Source organism: Sphingobacterium sp. UBA7253, assembly GCF_002472745.1.
GTDB classification, from domain to species: domain Bacteria; phylum Bacteroidota; class Bacteroidia; order Sphingobacteriales; family Sphingobacteriaceae; genus Sphingobacterium; species Sphingobacterium siyangense.
The window spans coordinates 1-16,789 of the sequence record NZ_DKSP01000177.1 but is presented as its reverse complement, the minus strand read 5'-3'; the positions used below and the strand labels follow the sequence as shown (position 1 = coordinate 16,789).

The 16,789-nt window shown below is 38.4% G+C and carries 16 protein-coding genes; 11 read left to right on the top strand and 5 right to left on the bottom strand.

The window, feature by feature from the left end; all coding sequences use genetic code 11:
* Window positions 1-117 precede the first annotated feature (117 nt).
* From B2X72_RS17835 to B2X72_RS17820, 4 genes are read left to right on the top strand one after another with little or no spacing between them, the layout of a single operon-like run.
* Window positions 118-660: a DUF1599 domain-containing protein gene (locus B2X72_RS17835; RefSeq protein ID WP_088163452.1), complete on the top strand. Its 543-nt coding sequence runs from the start codon at window positions 118-120 to the stop codon at window positions 658-660.
* Window positions 661-667: 7 nt separating this feature from the next.
* A complete protein-coding gene (locus tag B2X72_RS17830) occupies window positions 668-1,852 on the top strand; it encodes a BT_3928 family protein (protein WP_286850919.1) in 1,185 nt (394 codons plus the stop codon).
* Window positions 1,853-1,857: 5 nt separating this feature from the next.
* Window positions 1,858-2,373, top strand: a complete 516-nt coding sequence (locus tag B2X72_RS17825) for a shikimate kinase (protein WP_075991210.1) — start codon at window positions 1,858-1,860, stop codon at window positions 2,371-2,373.
* Between the two features lie 3 nt (window positions 2,374-2,376).
* Window positions 2,377-3,315 (top strand): glycerophosphodiester phosphodiesterase family protein, encoded by a 939-nt coding sequence (locus tag B2X72_RS17820; RefSeq protein ID WP_286850916.1) that lies wholly within the window; start codon window positions 2,377-2,379, stop codon window positions 3,313-3,315.
* Between the two features lie 61 nt (window positions 3,316-3,376).
* Here the strand turns inward: B2X72_RS17820 and B2X72_RS17815 are convergent, their stop codons facing one another.
* Window positions 3,377-5,890, bottom strand: coding sequence for a cation-translocating P-type ATPase (locus B2X72_RS17815; RefSeq protein ID WP_286850915.1), 2,514 nt, complete (start codon window positions 5,888-5,890; stop codon window positions 3,377-3,379).
* A gap of 487 nt (window positions 5,891-6,377) precedes the next feature.
* On the opposite strand from B2X72_RS17815, the gene B2X72_RS17810 reads away from it, so the two are divergent.
* Window positions 6,378-6,743, top strand: coding sequence for a response regulator transcription factor (locus B2X72_RS17810; RefSeq protein ID WP_286850913.1), 366 nt, complete (start codon window positions 6,378-6,380; stop codon window positions 6,741-6,743).
* A gap of 36 nt (window positions 6,744-6,779) precedes the next feature.
* On the opposite strand, the gene B2X72_RS17805 is transcribed toward B2X72_RS17810, so the two are convergent.
* Complete coding sequence (locus B2X72_RS17805) at window positions 6,780-7,076, bottom strand: hypothetical protein (protein ID WP_145328167.1); 297 nt, start codon at window positions 7,074-7,076, stop codon at window positions 6,780-6,782.
* Complete coding sequence (locus B2X72_RS17800; RefSeq protein ID WP_070564711.1) at window positions 7,054-7,293, bottom strand: hypothetical protein; 240 nt, start codon at window positions 7,291-7,293, stop codon at window positions 7,054-7,056. Before B2X72_RS17800 ends, B2X72_RS17805 begins: the two co-directional genes overlap by 23 nt.
* Window positions 7,294-7,617: 324 nt before the next feature.
* On the opposite strand from B2X72_RS17800, the gene B2X72_RS17795 reads away from it, so the two are divergent.
* On the top strand, window positions 7,618-8,142 hold the full coding sequence (locus B2X72_RS17795; protein WP_070564708.1) for a hypothetical protein: 525 nt from the start codon (window positions 7,618-7,620) through the stop codon (window positions 8,140-8,142).
* A gap of 67 nt (window positions 8,143-8,209) precedes the next feature.
* Here B2X72_RS17795 and B2X72_RS17790 read toward each other — a convergent pair whose 3' ends face one another.
* Window positions 8,210-10,525 (bottom strand): TonB-dependent receptor, encoded by a 2,316-nt coding sequence (locus B2X72_RS17790; protein ID WP_286850911.1) that lies wholly within the window; start codon window positions 10,523-10,525, stop codon window positions 8,210-8,212.
* A gap of 116 nt (window positions 10,526-10,641) precedes the next feature.
* On the opposite strand from B2X72_RS17790, the gene B2X72_RS17785 reads away from it, so the two are divergent.
* Window positions 10,642-11,301 carry a metal-dependent transcriptional regulator gene (locus tag B2X72_RS17785; protein ID WP_075991207.1) on the top strand — a complete coding sequence of 220 codons (660 nt, stop codon included), beginning with the start codon at window positions 10,642-10,644 and terminating at the stop codon, window positions 11,299-11,301.
* Between the two features lie 196 nt (window positions 11,302-11,497).
* Here B2X72_RS17785 and B2X72_RS17780 read toward each other — a convergent pair whose 3' ends face one another.
* Window positions 11,498-12,073, bottom strand: coding sequence for a 2,3-bisphosphoglycerate-dependent phosphoglycerate mutase (locus B2X72_RS17780; protein ID WP_070564703.1), 576 nt, complete (start codon window positions 12,071-12,073; stop codon window positions 11,498-11,500).
* A 371-nt stretch (window positions 12,074-12,444) separates the two neighbouring features.
* Between B2X72_RS17780 and B2X72_RS17775 the strand changes: the two genes are divergently transcribed.
* The 4 genes from B2X72_RS17775 to B2X72_RS17760 all read left to right on the top strand — a co-directional run bounded on the left by B2X72_RS17775 (window position 12,445) and on the right by B2X72_RS17760 (window position 16,578).
* Window positions 12,445-12,819 carry a BlaI/MecI/CopY family transcriptional regulator gene (locus B2X72_RS17775; protein ID WP_070564700.1) on the top strand — a complete coding sequence of 125 codons (375 nt, stop codon included), beginning with the start codon at window positions 12,445-12,447 and terminating at the stop codon, window positions 12,817-12,819.
* Complete coding sequence (locus tag B2X72_RS17770) at window positions 12,816-14,219, top strand: M56 family metallopeptidase (RefSeq protein ID WP_145328165.1); 1,404 nt, start codon at window positions 12,816-12,818, stop codon at window positions 14,217-14,219. The genes B2X72_RS17775 and B2X72_RS17770 overlap by 4 nt, the downstream gene beginning before the upstream one ends.
* 462 nt (window positions 14,220-14,681) lie before the next feature.
* Entirely contained in the window at window positions 14,682-15,284 is a 603-nt protein-coding gene (locus B2X72_RS17765; RefSeq protein WP_070564694.1) for an RNA polymerase sigma factor, read from the top strand.
* A gap of 148 nt (window positions 15,285-15,432) precedes the next feature.
* Entirely contained in the window at window positions 15,433-16,578 is a 1,146-nt protein-coding gene (locus B2X72_RS17760; protein ID WP_070564691.1) for a FecR family protein, read from the top strand.
* Window positions 16,579-16,789 lie beyond the last annotated feature (211 nt).

The window sequence follows — 16,789 nt, the reverse complement described above, 5'->3', positions numbered from 1 at the left end:
TATATTTTAGCAATAAAGCACAAATTGTACATTCATTTGACCGTTGGAAGTATTATTTTCTAATTATATTTGTAGTGTAATCACAACTTGTCTCATCAAGTTTCTTCAATCAACGATATGGATACCATTCAGGAATATAACAGTGTTATCAAACATTGTCAGGATTTATTTATTAAAAAAACAAAGGATTATGGAACGGCATGGCGGATTATGCGCCTATCTTCCATTACGGATCAGATTTACATTAAAGCACAACGTATACGTACGCTAGAAATCAAAAAGGTTTCCAAAGTGGGCGAAGGAATTGTCGACGAATATATCGGTATTATCAATTACTGTGTCATGGCCATGATTCAGATTGATTTGGGTGAAGATGGCGAAGAAAATTTGGATCCAACCTTTGTGAATCAAAAATATACAGAAAAGGTTACCGAGACCAGAGATCTCATGCTTGCCAAAAACCACGATTACGGTGAGGCATGGCGCGATATGCGTGTTTCTTCCATGACAGATCTGATCTTGATGAAAATACATCGCGTCAAACAAATTGAAGATAACGATGGACAAACCCTGGTCTCTGAAGGCATCCATGCCAACTATCAGGATATGCTCAATTACGCAGTTTTTGCATTAATTAAATTAGGAATCGCACAACAATAATCGGATTATGACAGCTACACAGCAGCGTACCAAAACAAATTATCTTTTAGGATTTTGCCGGATTTTTACGGGACTTCTTTTCATATTCTCAGGTTTTATTAAAGCAAATGACCCGACAGGGTTTGGCTATAAGCTTCAGGAATACTTTGAGGTCTTTCATCTCACAGCTTTTAATGAATACGCTACTGCCATCGCTGTAGTAATCTGTGGTTTTGAAATTTTGTTAGGAGCACTGTTATTATTGGGGGTCTATGCGAATACCGTTGCCTGGGGCCTGCTACTACTGATTCTATTTTTCACTTTTCTAACCTTCTATTCGGCATTTTTTGAGGTTGTGACCTCTTGTGGCTGTTTTGGGGATGCCATCCCACTTACTCCTTGGCATTCATTTTCTAAAGATCTGGTGCTCTTGGCGTTGATCCTTATTATATTTTTTAACCGAAAGCAATTACGATCAATTATCAAAGGATCAGGCAATCAATTCGTTGCTACTGTGATTACAGCGATTATCTCTTTAGGTATTGGTATCTATACCGTAAACTACCTCCCGTTTATTGATTTCTTACCCTACAAAGTTGGCAACAACTTACCTTCATTAATGGTGCTCCCTGAAGGCAAACAAGGCGATTTGTTTGAGCAAATCTATACCATGAAAAACAAAAAGACGGGTGAAACAAAAAAGGTCAATGACAAGGTCTATATGGCTGACAAGCTATGGGAAGATGAATCGTGGGAAATTATAGGTGAACCTGAGAGTAAATTGGTCAAAAAGGGATATGATATTCCTATTCCTGATCTCTTGATTACGGATGCTGACGGAGCGGACCATACGCAAGAAATCATTGCTAATCCGTATTACAATCTTGTTATCGTTGCAAAGGATCTTTCTTCGACCAATATTGATGCTATCCAAAAGATCAATCAGGCCGCCATCCAATTAACAAAAGATTATAATGGGCTTCGTGTTGTGCTATTGACTGCTTCGGCATCCAAAGACGCCCAATATCTGAGTGATAAAATGCAATTAATTGCGGAGATATTCTATGCCGATCTCATTCCTCTAAAAAGCATGGTCAGGGCAAATCCTGGTGTACTGCTCCTAAAAGGAGGCAACGTCGTCGGAAAATGGCACTATAATAACTTTCCGGATGCCAAAACCATTGAAGATAAATTTCTAAGTAAAGACAAATAGTACCTATGCCTAAACCTATATTTTTGATTGGTTATATGGGAAGTGGAAAAACTACCCTGGGTAAGAAACTTGCCACTAAACTCGAACTCCCTTTTATCGACACAGATGAGGAGATCGTAAAACAAATTGGCATGAGCATTACCGAATATTTTAGTCAACATGGTGAAGACGCATTCCGGGCATTAGAACGCGAGCAATTGCGTAAATTTTCTGAGAATGCTGCCGTCATATCTACCGGTGGTGGTGCCCCCTGTTTCTTTGACAACATGGAATGGATCAGGGCGAATGGATATGCCGTCTATTTACAGATGTCACCCAAAGCACTTTTTGACCGTCTTTCTCAATCTAAACTACACAAAAGGCCCATTCTAATCGGAAAATCACCTGAGGAACTACGGCTATTTATCGAAGAGAAGTTGAGCGAAAGAGAACCTTATTATACGCAGGCGCATCTGACAATCGACCAATTAAATACCAGTGTCGAGGCACTAGCCGATCTGATTAATCAGCACAATAGATAGACAATGAATATACGTATACGCCACTACTTCCTTTTATTGATCTGCTTTATCGTAAGCAGTTGCTTTCGTAACGGAGCCAATACGGATGGCTTGCCAGTGGGTAAACGTATACAGCTCCAAAATGTGGAGGAATTATATCAGTTTTTGACCTATGATGATAATCGTTATCCATTGGTCAGTTTGCATCGTGGTGGCCCCGCATCTGGATACCCCGAAAATGCAATCGAAACATTTTCCTATAATGCGAGCTTGCAGCCAGTCCTTGTTGAATGTGATGTTCGCATCAGTAAAGACTCAGCGCTGATATTAATGCATGACAATACGTTAAACCGAACAACCACCGGCAGAGGGCCTGTGAACGCCAGCAGTTTAACTGAGCTCAAAAAGCTTCGTCTATTGGACAATAACAAAAAGATAACGCCATATAGGATCCCCACGCTCGAAGAAGCACTTTCTTGGGGAAAAGGAAAGGTAATCTTCACCTTAGACATTAAAAATGATGTCCCTTATGAAGCCGTTATCAATGCTATTCGCAAACAAAGGGCAGAATCTAGCGTAGTCATCATCACGTATAGTGCCAACCAGGCGGCCAAAGTGCACAGTCTGGCTAGCGACATCATGATTTCGGCCTCGGTCAATAACCTGGATGACCTTGCTCGTCTAAATGAAAAAGATATCCCCGACAATCGCTTGTTAGCCTTCGTCGGAACACATGAAGCAGACCCAGCATTAACCAAAGTACTACATGACCATGGAATCATGTGCATATTGGGTACACTGGGAAACTTAGACAGACAGGCCGACAAAAAAGGCTTTCAAGTTTATGCCGGATTTATTGATCGCGGTGCAGATATATTAAGTACAGATCGACCTACAGAGGCAGGGCGAGCGCTGAATTTCTACATCAAGAAAAGAGGAATTACTTCGAAATTTATTCAGTAAGATTCCTGGACTTGCGCCTAATTCTATTCGTTTAATACTTGGATTATCTCGATATATCCCTTCAATCTTTTTTAGCACGTACAATTCTCCCGATCAATTTATAGACCTCAAACCATAACACGGATGCTGCAGCCACGGAGAGCGCTATCCCCAATTCATATCCGCTCAGGGCTGCTACAGTAAAAAATTGGGCGACCGGAGCGACATATAATATCACGGCTAAAAATAGAAGCACAGCGATCGAAATACCCACGAGCAGCAAGTTTCGGTTTTTAAAACTTTCAAGGATACTATAGTGGAAAGATCGGTTAGCATAACTCAGCAAAACATTGGCAAAGATTAAAGTGGCGAAAACCATAGCCCTCGTTTTTTCCTCAGTTCCCCCCTGCTGAACAGTAAACTGATAAACAAATAGAATTCCTATAGTGATTATCAGGCCTTGAACAATGCTTATTCCGAGCTCATTTATACTCAAAAAAGTGTCGCCCATAGCTCTAGGAGGTCGTTTCATCGTATCCTTTTCAATAGGTTCATTTTCATATACAATCGAGCAGGTGGGCCCCATGACCAATTCGAGGAAGATCACATGCACAGGGCTAAAAATCTGCGGAAATACCCAGCCTAAAAACAAAGGTAGTGATACGGTCAAAATAATGGGGATATGAATAGAAATGATGTATTGAACCGCCTTCTTGATGTTTGCGTAAATCCTTCTTCCGGCTGCTATACCAATGATTAACTTTTGTAGATCATCATTTGTGATAATTAACGCCGCGGCTGATTTTGCTATTTCAGTACCTTTATTGCCCATAGCAACGCCGATATGGGCCGCTTTTAATGCTGGGCCATCGTTTACTCCATCACCAAGCATCGCCACAACCTCCCCTTTCTTTTTCAGGGCATTTACAATAGCCAATTTAGCATCCGGAAACATTCTGGTAAATAAAGTTGTTTGCTCCGCTATCGACATAATTTCATCCCCGGACCTATTGACTATTTCACTGCCATTGATCGGTGGAGACAAAATACGAATTCCGGCCTGAGCCGCTATTGCTTTAGTCGTATCGGCATTGTCGCCAGTAATTACTTTGACTTTAATCCCGGCATCATAAATATCTTGGAACACTTCCTGGATACCTTTTTTGGGGGGATCATAAAATACGGTCAACCCTAAAAATTGGAACTCAAAATCCTGTTGCTTCGCGGGGAAATTATTGCCTTCGAATTTCGCTTTCCCCACACCCAATAGACGAAAGCCCTGCTCTCCATAGGATTTAACAATAGCCCTAATTTTATCTTTCTCACTATCGGGCAGCTTGGATACGCTAAGTATAGCCTCCGGTGCCCCTTTGGCAGCAATAATCCGATCTTTTCCTGTATTTTCGAAAAGATGGGTCATCATCGGCGGTTTACCATCTAATGGATATTCATGAAATAATGCATATTCCTTTCTGAGGTCCTGTTTTTGCGTTTTTTCATATATTTTATGCAACCTAATTTCCATGGGGTCAAAAGGCACAGGCTCACTGCTCCACATCGCATAATCGATAAGCTCTCTTAAATCGGATTCATCAAACCTTTCCTGATCATAAGATGAATCCGTAGCATAACTATAGAGGTATTTCAATTGCATGGAATTCTCTGTAATAGTCCCGGTCTTATCTGTGCAAATCACTGTTGTACTGCCCAAAGTTTCAACAATACTGCTTCTTTTGATTATAATCCCCTCCCGCATGAGTTTCCATGCGCCAAGCGCCATAAAAGTTGTAAACGCAACAGGAATCTCTTCCGGCAATACAGACATGGCCAAAGTAAGTCCATTGAGCAAGCTTGCCACTAAATTACCGCTGTCAATAAAACTGTATAGACATACGATCAAAAAAATTAGGATACCGACAATGGCCATTGCCTTTACAAATTTTTGGATTTGCACCTGCAATGGTGAAATTTCTTCCTTGATATTTTTTATCGATTCACCTATTTTTCCAACACGGGTCTCTTTACCGATTTTAGTAACTTCAAACACAGCCAGCCCTGAGACCGTAACCGTCCCGCCGTAGACCAGATTATCTTCAGATTTATTGTCCTTAAAGACGGAAAAACTCTCCCCCGTCAACGAAGATTCATTAACAGAAAAATCGTTACTATGTAAAATACGACCATCAGCGTTTATAATTCGACCTTCCTCTGTAATACAGAGATCCCCCACAACAATCTCATGTGTTGGAATTTCACTGACCTTCCCATTTCGAATCACGGTGCTTAATGGTTCGTTCAGCTTTTCCAACTCCTCCAGCGCTTTTTTGCTACGATTATCCTGATAAAAAGAAATTGCCGTAACAGCAACAATAGCGACAAACATAAATACAGCCTCTCCGTAATTCCCCACAAAAACATAAATCATCGAGATGATAATCAACAGAATCAGCATAGGCTCCTTCAAAATATCCACAAGCAGTTCAAACCAGGTACTCTTGTGATTATCGCTCAATTGATTCCAACCATATTTAGCGCGAGAGGCATTAACCTCGGTTGTGGAAAGACCCTTCAGATTATCGGGAATATTATATGACATATCGAATGAACTAGGTTACCTAAATATAATGAATAATTCTTGTATCCAGGAGTTAAATCATCTGTCGACGATCATCTCCTTCACATGTAACATCATGTTACAATCTTTTATTTACAGCTTTTACTTTTTGTAAAAAAGAAAGGCTACATGACTTATCAGCAACATATTAGCATAAAATTTACCTTCTAATACTTTTCTTTTATTGCATATTTCTATTACAATGATATATTTGCGCAGAAATTCATTTGGGGACTTTGAATTTCATATTAGCCAAAAGCAATTTTACGATCATTTTTCCAGTAATGCCAAGACAGCTTCTTGCGATTGAAGTCCTTCTTTGCTACCTATGTTTTCAGATCATGTATAACACAAATAGAAGCTAGAAACTAAACATATTGTTAAAATATTTCTGTACCTATCGTTAGATATGGAATAGCATCTAAACTTGCTGTGGCCTCCATAATAGTATATTAATAATAAAAACAAGATGGTCATCTTAATTGCAGAAGATAATGAATTCATATTACGGACAGTTCAATACAAACTGATCAAGGCAGGTCACGAGGTTATCACTACCAACAATGGAAAAGATGCAATTGAAAAGATTAGTACAATCGATCCGGATCTAATCATTACTGACATTATGATGCCATTTGCTTCGGGGATAGAAGTCCTTTCTTCCATAAAAAAGCTCGAGAAAAAAATCCCGGTTATTGTACTTTCCAACATGGGACAAGAGGAAGTCGTCATTGAAGCTTTTGACCTTGGCGCTTCAGATTTTATGGTGAAACCGTTTAGCCCAGAAGAACTCCTGTTGCGGGTCAAACGACTGACGATTAACAATCGTAATTAATCTGTATGGGGAGACTTTTAATATAACTACGGAATATTACCAGACATCACGATTCGATGCCCGAAGACTTTCCCGAGCATAATTCGCTACTTCATCATTTTCGTCCCCAGTTTTTAAACGTACCTGTAAATTTTCTAGCCAGTCGGCTAAAGCATCTAAAGCCGTTTCACCGTTTCCGAAAACGCCTTGATGCGGATCGGGCCCCAGTAAACACCAATACGACGTTTCTTCTCTAAATACAACGGGACGTAGCTCACGAATTTCAAAAGGTAATTCTTCTGAATCAAAATCCAATGGTACAATTTTATCTTCAGCTATTTTCATCTGTTCCATAACCCATTTCTACTTTTTTTAAATCTTCCTCTGGCCAGGTAAGCAGCTCCTTCAACAGATATGTTTTTGGTCCTCCATCTGCTGTATCATCAGCAAACTGTTTTAGAAATTCCTGCAGATCACCTTCGACTTTTATTAATTTTCCATCTTGAAGAACATCATATCCCGCTGCAATCCATTCTTCGATCCTTTCCGTATTAATTTGTAGTTTCTCCATCTGCTGTATTTTGTAGTATTTTAAATGCTGCTTTTTATAACATTTAATAACACCTCACCGATTAAAATTATAATAGCCATCAATAAAAAATAGCCTGAGCACTATTAAACCTTAAAAAAGCAGCTCTCTATTATAAGAACAATACTTTAATATATATGGTTGATTTTTTTTTTAGATTATCCATAAAAAAATCAACTAAAAAAGAGGTAGTTACATATCATTTATTGTTTATCAAAATATTAAAAAAATCTTTGGCAAACTATTTGTTTGAACAGCGAAAGCTTTCTAATCGGAAGCACACAACTTATATTTTTTTAAATTATCATGAAAAAAGTAATTCTACCTTTTCTAACACTTTTTACGCTACTATTTGTTGCTCATCAGCAAGCAAACGCACAAACTCCCTATCGGACAGCCATTGGTCTTGGAATAGACGTCGGCGATGGTCAAACATTATTCGGTCCACAGATAAAACACAATTTTGGTGGAAATGACGCTGGAAATGCACAAGTATTATTTGGAGACAATATTACTGTTATCGGCGTAGATTATTCATACAACAAACGTATTCCTGGATCTCGAGGTCTTTCATGGTACATTGGTGTTGGTCCACAAGTATCATTTATTGATTATGGTAAATGGCACGACGACTGGTATGACGACTACCATTGGAAAGATGGAAAAACACATACTGATTTTGCGATCCGTCCAGCTTTGGGTCTAGAGTTCAAAATACCTTCTGCACCATTGGCCATGCATTTCGACTGGAAACCTTGGTGGAATCTTTCTCATGGTTCTAATTTCGAGCCATCGCGTTTTTCTTTAGGATTTAAATTCGTTTTGAAATAGCATAACGCGAATACAAATAACAAAAATCCTGCTCATCATCGGTGTGCAGGATTTTTTGTTTTCACCATTAAGGTGTTTTTATCTTTACACCGACAAAGTATGTCCTTGGCATGTTGGGCCCATAAATGTAATTGCTATCGCGATTTTTCCCGGTATCAAAATCAGTTTGATACGCGTTAAAAATATTTTTTACCCCTGCATAAAGCTCAATGATATTTTTGTATTTCGGTAAGTTAAATGCATAAGCTACTTTACTATTGAGCTCCGAAAAGGCTCCTGTCCGTACCATTTGATCGTCAGGAAAATTATCTGCTCCCCCGACATGGGCAATACGCATATTTCCCGTGTAAACATAGTTTAAATTGACTGTCCAGGGTTTACTTGCTGTAATATTGAGGTTGGCAAAACCATATTCGTTGGGTGTCCGCAAAAATGATCGAATTGGAGCTACTCCTTCCAAATACGACACCGGACTATCATACTTGCTTTGCTGCACTGTCAATCCAGTTTCCAACTGAATCTTCTTAGCATAATTTGCACGTAATTCCAATGTTCCTCCGGCTACAGTTGCGTTGTTTCCATTTCGCTTTTCAAAAATCTTCCCAAAATTATCTGCACCGATTTCCTCAAGTACAAATGCATTATTCAGGTGCGTATAAAATCCTTCCAAGGTGAAGCCTGCTATCCACGTTTCAGTTGCTTTGTCGTAGTTTATCGAACCACTCAGGCTTTTTGAACGCTCCTCCCTTAAATCAGGGGATAACTGTACACGCGATACGCCGCCACCAGCAAACGCAATATGCAGGTCGGCGTCAAATGCCTGTGGCGCTCTAAAGCCGGTTCCATAGCTTAATCGAAATTGTGTTGTAGGGGCATATTTATAAAGGAGTGCTATTCGCGGACTGACAACAACTTTATGCAATAAATTATGTTTGTCAACCCGAACACCCGACAATACATTAAACTTAGCCGCCAAATCCCAATCACTTTGAAAGAAGCTTCCCCAATCTTTGGTATGCTGATCCACGAGATAATTATAACTCGGAATTTCGTCATAAACTTTATCAGAAACGTACTCCGACCCAATGGTCAATACATTACGACCATTAAAGAAATTGCGGATCTCATGATTCAATTGAAAACCTCCCTGAAGTGTTGTTGTTTTAGAATCCCCATAAGGTGGATGCTTGAGATGGTTTTCAATCGCCTCAGGATCATCTGGAAATACGCCGGTATAATGTTTTCTATTGGTATTTTGAAAAGCTGTATAGACGATGAATGCCGATTTATCTTGATTGAAGTTAATCTGATAATCCGTGCTTCCCATCCAAATTTTATGATGTCGCTCTTCTGACTGCTGTGTTAAATACGCAGGTTTATCGGTCATTTCACCACCGAACCGATATTCATTCAGGTTGCTTAAGGAGACTTCTAATTTTTGATTATCTGAAAACTGATAGAATGAATTAATTCCTAAAGAGGTATTTTCAATTTTGGGCATTTCAGAAAAATTATCACCATTTGCATCGTAGAAACCACGATCCCGCTTGTTAAAGAAGAATGAAGTTCCGGCATTCCCTTTCTCGTTGACCAATGTTGCGTTACCCCCGAGGTTAAAATCATTTGTCCCCCCACCTATACGCTGATAGAAAGAATTGATTTCATAGCTGTTTGCCCGTGGGAGCTTTGTAATCACATTCACCGTTCCGCCAATTGCGCTTGAACCATACAATGAGGAGCCCCCTCCGCGAACAACTTCAATTTTTTCAATCATATTGACCGGTAGTTGCTCCATACCATAGAGTCCCATCAACGGACTGAAAATTGGCCGACCGTTAATCAGAATCTGTGAATAACCACCCTGAAGTCCATTCATCCGCAATTGCGTATAGTTACAGGTCTGACAGTCTGTTTCTACGCGCAATCCGGGTTGAAACTTCAAACCCTCCGAAAGATTACACACTTGTAGATTGTCCAAAGTCTTGCTATCCAAAATATTTACCATTACAGAACTCTCTGTTTTGCGTTTAAATGTTTTGGTACCCGTTACCACAATTTCATCCAGTAAAAGTTCAGACCAATCTAACTGAATATCTTTGGTCAATACCCCTGGACCGACTTTTACTGAATCACGGAATTCCTTAAATCCAATGTGTTTTACTTCCACTTCCCAGGTACCATGGGGGATACTTTCAACGATATATCTTCCTGAGTTGTTCGATTTGGCACCTATCTGTAATTTTGGAATAACAACGGATGCTGCTCCTAACGGCATACCATTCTTATCGTAAACCTTACCATTAATCTTACCTGTCTGTCCAAAGGAAATAAATCCTGTAAGCACCATGGCAATTGTCAAATGAGCACTGTACACTTTCATCATGTTTTGCTTTTTTATATTTATAAATTTAGATAAGCAAATCTAACAAGTTAGATTAGACTAACAAAATAATTATAACATAATTATTAGACACGGCTAATATTTAATAAATTTGTCTTATGATTTCACAGACCGAAGAGAATTACTTAAAAGCATTGTATAACCTCACTTACCTAAAGGGTGATGCGAATGTCAATGAAATAAGTAAAAGGCTCGACATCAAGATGCCCACAGTAAATAGTATGATGAAAAAACTAGCCGACAAAGGTTTCGTTCATTATGAAAGCTATAAACCATTGCGGCTAACTGAAGAAGGAAAGAAAGAAGCCGCCCTTATTATCCGGAAACATCGACTTACTGAAATGTATCTGGTTGAGAAAATGGGGTTTGCCTGGGATGAAGTCCATCAGATTGCTGAACAGATTGAGCATATACATTCGCCCGAATTTTTCAGTAAAATGGATGAGTTATTGGGTTATCCGACGGTAGATCCCCACGGGTCGCCAATTCCCGATTCTAATGGGGTTATGCCTTTGGAAAACTATGTGTTTCTAAATAGTTGTAAAGTAGGTGATATAGTTACATTAATGGCGGTTCAGCCATCTTCTAAGGAGCTTTTACAATATTTGACAGCGAAAAATCTCGAGCTCGGTACGACTTTAACAATCAAATCAATAGAACCGTTCGATGCTAGCATCACAGTGGAATACAAAGACAGGCCAATAGAAGTCCTAAGCAGCAAAGTCACCGCAACACTACTTGTACGCCTTATCGCCTAAACTAGGAGAGAATGAGATCAAAATGTTATTTTTTGAAATGAAATCTACTGTTATTTCTCTTTGTTAAGAAAACAATTGTTAGATACAACTAACAAAAACAAGTAAATCTTTAAAATGCTAAACCCGGAGAATCTATAGAAATACGATAAATTATCAGTCTCTACAGTTCAACTATCAATTTGTAAAAATTGAGCGTTTATTCTTCAATTTGATACTTGATCGGTTGCCCGGTAGCAATCTCCCGTTCCAATATCTGTTCCGGAGAAAGATGTTCCAAAAACATAATCAGCGCCCTTAGGCTATTGCCGTGCGCAACAATGAGTACATTTTTACCTTCTTTCAGTTTGGGTGCTATAAAACGTTCATAATATGGAATAACACGTTCGTATGTATCTTTAAGGCTCTCACCTCCAGGCGGAGGCACATCAAAAGATCTGCGCCAGATATGCACCTGTTCAGCACCATATTTTTCGGCTGTTTCGGCCTTATTCAAGCCCTCAAGCTTTCCATAACCTCGTTCATTCAAAGCAGCGTCTATAACAATGGGGATGTGAGGATCGCCCATTTCATGCAAAATAATCTTTAACGTATGCTGCGCTCTTATAAGTGTCGAGGTATATGCTATATCAATTGGTTCGTTTGCCAGAGCCAGTCCCGCCTCCCGAGCTTCCTGTTGTCCCAATTCAGTAATATCAACATCTTGCCATCCCGTAAAGCGATTTTCTAAATTCCATTGCGACTGTCCATGCCGGACTAAAAAAAGTTTTGCCATTATTTATCCAAAGTTTTTCTAAACGGTATCTCACTACGCACCCAACATCATATATAATAGCGATACATTCCATTTTGTTTTATTTATACCACTTAGTCCTTGTCTAATCATCTAAACCTGGGACCGAAGTACTTCAATATCCAACGACAGATCCCTTAGTTAAAACAATATACGGACATATTCAGCTCCCCTATTATTTGTATAAGCTTATCGGTTATATCTGGGAACAGCAACTAATTTTACGGTGAAAATTATCTCCATCCTCAAAAAAAAAAAAAATAAACACTTATAAATCAACAAAATAAAAAAATAATAAATTATTTAACATACTTTAATTCTACACAATGTAGAATACATTCTGTATTTGTAGTATGAATAAATTATCAGCTACGGAAGAACAATTGATGGGCTACATCTGGGACATGAAAAAAGCTTTTATGAAAGATCTTATGGAAGCGTATTCTGAACCTAAACCGGCGCCAACAACTGTTGCTACATTATTGAAGAGAATGACTGAAAAGGGAGCGATATCTTATGTGCTTTATGGAAATTCGAGAGAGTATTATCCACTAATTGATAAAGACAGCTATTATTTAGCACATGTAAATGATATCGTAGAAAGCTACTTCGACAATTCAGCATTAAAATTTGCTTCTTTTTTCACTAAACAATCTCAGCTGAGCAAAGAGCAATTGGAGGAACTGAAAAATATAATTGATTCCGAAATTAAAAACAAAGAGACATGATGCTATATATTGGAAAACTGATAGCCTGTTCGGGTTTACTCTATCTTATTTATTGGTCAATACTACGCAACCAAAAACTACTGCTATTCAACCGTTGTTATTTACTCGGGATTATCCCCCTATCTGTCATCATTCCATTGTTACAGATCGCTGTCCCATTTGATGTTTTCAACTTACTGAACGACAGAAACAGTGATGTTACCCCTGCGGGGCCGATCATTAAACAGCCCGCAACAGATTCAGCGCTCTTCAATAATTATCACGTCGATTGGTACGATGTCGCTCTGCTGATGTATGTAATTGTCACCATTGCATTACTTCTGAGACAAGTATGGTTATACCGCAAATTCCTATATTATATCCGAAGTGCCACACCAACCCATGAACAGTCCATTTATTGTATACATGGTTTAAAAACACCCTTTTCCTTTTTTCAAAAAATTTATGTTCCCAAAGATGCCTATCAACAGGGCGGTATTGATCAGTCAATTATAACTCACGAACGGGCCCATGCCAATCAACGCCATTCGATGGATGTACTTTTCATACAGATTTTGGGTATATTTTTGTGGTTCAATCCCTTCATTTATCTCATTCAGAAATCGATCCGACAAACTCATGAATACCTTGCAGATAATGCCGTAGTCAAGATTCATGAAAAGTTAAGATACCAACATTTGATTATCGAGTGGAGCATGTCCACCCCTGATATAAACACATTACCGGCCAGTAATTTTAATTTCTTAACAACAAAAAAACGATTAATTATGTTACAAAAAAGAACAACCCGAAGTAAACTCTTGCTAATGCCCGGGCTTACTTTATTACTGACAGTAGCGATATCTACATTGTTTTCAACACATGTGGAAGCACAGAAAACAACGCCGACCACGACAAAAAAAGCAGCGGCTACCAACACCGCAATAAGGCCCGCTGCATCAAAGCAACCAGCCGCTCCTAAAACTAGTGGAAGATCTCCTAAATCACCGACAAAAGAAATGGTTCCGCCAATGATATCCCAGCGCAGGTCTTCTTCCCAACAAGAAGGTAATGTACGTTCCCCGGAACCTCGGAAAAGACCTGCTCCACCTCAAAATTCCCCAAAAATAATCGATGAGGTACATGTTGAGCGAATCAAATTTGCGGAGCCTCAAAAAGAGTCTACTCCATCAAAAAGAGTTTCACCGATAGTCGAAGAAGTGCAAGTAGCACCTAAAATTGAGGAAGTCAAGGTCGAGAATATTCAACCGCGTCAACCAAAACGTATCAATCTTTCTGCGAATGCGACTGTCAGTTCAAATCAAGATCAAAAAGATATTCAAGTTAAGGAGGAAACGCCCGCAAAGATCGTCCTTAAAATGAAACCCGAAGTAGAAGTAAAATCTGTAAATAAAAAATAGATAGCAGAATTCTTCGGAATACAATAAGAGGAATACAATTCCTCTTATTGCGATATGTCTCCCCCTCACAATTACTCACCTATAAACCAGAATGTTGTTTAGATCATTCAAAATTTAATGTACCAACTCTTCTTATAGATAGTGATATAATCTAAAATCAAGTTAAAAACAAACATCAGTATTTTCCAAAATATAATTAAGGATTGGATTCGGGTTTAAAAAACGATAAATTCTACTGTAGTTTATTTTTAAAGCAATCGTTTGCGTAAAAAAATTGTATAAAAACCAAATAACAAATCGGTAACATTGTAGAAGAGTACCAGTAGTATACCAACAATATACTTCTAATATACTTGTTGTATTCATCTGCTATCATTAAGATAATACTGCTACTATACGGTATGATACCCAATTATTAAATTCTGATCAGGAGGAATTTGGTTTTAAATACAAGTTTAAATTATGGAGGCATGTAAAAATGATGAGTTGGCCTTACTGCTCGCTCTTAAGTCAAGCAATCATAAGGCATTTGAGGTGCTCTACTATCGCTATAGCCCTAGACTTTACCGTCATATACTTAACCTAGTCAAAATACCTGCCTGTGCAGAAGAAATCCTTCAGGATGTATTTCAGAAATTATGGGAGAGGCGCGGTGAAATAGACCCCGACAAGTCCTTTCAGTCTTATCTCTTCACTATTGCTAAACACCTCGTGTATGATTTCTTTCATAAAGAGATCAAAAATCGAAATCTAAAAGAGTTGATTATTTCCATTTCAACATCAGACTATTCCCACATTGAGGAGGAATATGCGTACAAAGAGTCTAAAAAAATTGTCAATCAAGCCATTGAAAACTTATCTCCAAAACGCAAACTCATTTATACCTTATGCAAAATAGAGGGGAAAACCTATGAGGAGGTCAGTAGTTCCTTAGGTATCTCCACTTCTACGATCAGTGACCATATCGTGAAGGCTACAAAACAGATTCAGAGCTTCTGTTTGAGCAAGGAAATTACACCGTCCCTGTTAATTGCTCTTATCAGTGCCGTATTAAATCAAAAATAAGACACTCGCTGTTTCTATCGACAAACAGGTCACTCCCATAGGTATTCAAACAGCCCTTTTTAAACACTTTTAATTTTTTTTACTTTTTTTTAAAATCAGAGCAGAGGACAGGCTCTAATTTTCCGTATTATATATAAATAGCTACTCAGTGAAAGATTCAAAACATATAAAACTATTATTTGAAAGATATCTCAATAACCACGCTTCAAGAGAAGAGACGGCGGAGCTATTTCAATATTTTCAGGATACGAATAACAAGGAGGCGCTTGAACAGATGATCGAGAACCAACTTGAATCTCGGGATAAGGAAGAACTTATAGACAAGATGATTTTAGACCGTGTTTTTGGTAAAATTGATCTTGACACGGAACCACAAAATTTCAAAAGTCCTACATGGTATAAAACTACAGGCGTTGCAGCTGCCATCATACTGATTATCTCTATCTCTTATTTATTTCTTAACCGCAGCACATATAATGATCATACAGCAACCATTATCGAACCTGGTCGCGATAAAGCAACACTTGTGCTTTCTTCTGGTAAAACGATCGTACTGGAGGATGTTGCGAATGGAAAATTAACGGAAGAGCTCGGCACAACAATTGAAAAAACAGAAAAAGGCGGAATTAATTATAAAATTGAGGGAAATACCGATGTACGCATCGCTATGAATCTTTTGAATGTACCAAAGGGCGGGCAATTCCAGATAACCCTTTCTGATGGCACAAAAGTTTGGCTAAATTCCAATTCCAGCCTTAAATATCCAAGTGCATTTTCAACCTCTGAACGCCGTGTAGAACTGACGGGTGAAGCCTACTTTGAAGTGTCAAAAAATAAACAAAAACCATTTATTGTCGAAACTTCGCTTCAAAAGGTCGAAGTCTTAGGGACTAAATTCAATATCAATGCCTACGATGATGAATCTTCCACACAGACATCCCTTGCAGAAGGGTCTGTAAGAGTGAGTTGCAAAAACAATACAACCTTACTAAAACCAGGACAACAATCTACGTTAACGGATCAAAATATCGCAGTAAGATCAATAAACCTGGATCAAGTATTAGATTGGAAAAATGGTGATTTCAACTTTTCCAATAACAACTTAAAGGAAATCATGCGTAAAATTTCGCGCTGGTATAACATTGAAGTAATTTTTGAAGGTCCCATTTCACAGGAAACCTATGTCGCTCAAATTTCTAGAAAAAAACGATTAAACGATGTATTAAGAGCACTTCAGCTTTCCGGTTCCATCAAGTATAACATACGAAACAATAAACTGTACATATCGCAATAAACTATAACACACATTAATAACCACTGATTATGAAAGAAACCAGTCCAGCTTAAACATTTCTTCCAAAAAAATAGCCGAAAATGCCTGCCAGCACTCTCGACTAATTTTTTACTTGGAAAACAAGAATTCATTTCAACATCAAACCAGTTAACCAATTTATAAATATATGCATTATTATTTATGTAGTAAGCATATGTGTCCTAAATAAATT